The organism is Streptomyces capoamus (genome assembly GCF_014654935.1).
In the GTDB taxonomy this organism is placed as follows: domain Bacteria; phylum Actinomycetota; class Actinomycetes; order Streptomycetales; family Streptomycetaceae; genus Streptomyces; species Streptomyces capoamus.
In genome coordinates this window covers 258,396-259,489 of sequence record NZ_BNBF01000007.1, presented here as the reverse complement: position 1 = coordinate 259,489, position 1,094 = coordinate 258,396, and the positions used below count along the sequence as shown (strand labels likewise).

Sequence of the window (1,094 nt, the reverse complement as noted above, 5' to 3'; positions counted from 1 at the left end):
GTGACCGTCAACGGGCCGAGGCCCCGGCACGTCATCATCGACCCCTTCCAGGAATCCGCATACGCCAACGCCGGCTGGGACGTGCTGCGTTCCGCGGGGCTGGACCCGGTCGCCACGCTCATGTCCGTTCCTTCCTCGATCGCGCTGCCGCGGCTGCTGAGCGAGGGGTTCGTCGCCGACGCGGCGTTCGTGGACGGCAGTCACCGCTTCCACGAGGTGTTCGTCGACCTCTACTTCCTGCGCAAGATCGTGCGCCCCGGCGGCCTCATCGCTGTCGACGACGTCTGGTGGCCGTCCGTGCACACGGCCGTGCGGTACTTCGAGCGGCATCTGGGGTGGACGGCGATCAGCGATGCCTTCCGCGGCGCGCCGATCGGCTCCGGCCCCCATGGGCAGGGGGAGCAAGAGGTCCGGTGCAAGGCCTATCGCTTGCCCGAGATGTCGTTCGAGCCGCCCTTCCAGGACTTCCGGGGGTTCTGAGCCGGGCCCGCGGCGCGGTCACTGCGGTCACGCGTACGCGGACGTCGTAGCGGCGCCTCCGGGAGGTGAGGTCTCGGAGGCGCCGCTTCCCTCGGGGGAGGGAGAGCCACGGCAGCTCGGGGCGCGACGGGGGAGACAACACCCCGGCTGCCGTGACTCGTTCGGGGTGCCGTCAGGTACGGCTCTTGGCGCGGTAGAGGTACATGGTCAGCGGGGCGAAGATCACCGTGATGATCCCGCAGGCCAGCAGGACCCAGCCGATGTCGGAGCCGCTCGCGTCGCCGTGGACCAGGCCGCGGACGGCGGTGGCCGCGTTGCTGACCGGGTTGACCTTGACGATCGCCTCCATCCAGCCGGGCATCGTGTCGGGCTCCACGAAGATGTTGCTGGTGAAGACCAGCGGGAACATCACCAGCATGCTGGAGCCGGACACCGTCTCGGGTGCCTTGGCGACCACGCCCAGGGCGGCGAAGATCCAGCTGACGCTCACCGCGAACACCAGCAGCAGGAGCATCGCGGCCAGTACGCCGCCGACTCCGCCGTCGGGACGGAAGCCCAGCGCCAGGCCGACACCCATCGTGGTGACCAGCGCCAGCACGTAACGGACGATGTCG

At 69.7% G+C, this 1,094-nt stretch carries 2 protein-coding genes; one reads left to right on the top strand and one right to left on the bottom strand.

The window, feature by feature from the left end; genetic code table 11:
* Window positions 1-480, top strand: a 480-nt coding sequence (locus tag IE312_RS39970) for a class I SAM-dependent methyltransferase (RefSeq protein ID WP_229899716.1), incomplete at its 5' end; no start/stop codon positions are given.
* Between the two features lie 172 nt (window positions 481-652).
* Here IE312_RS39970 and IE312_RS39965 read toward each other — a convergent pair.
* Window positions 653-1,094, bottom strand: a 442-nt coding sequence (locus IE312_RS39965; RefSeq protein WP_229899714.1) for an ABC transporter permease, incomplete at its 5' end; no start/stop codon positions are given.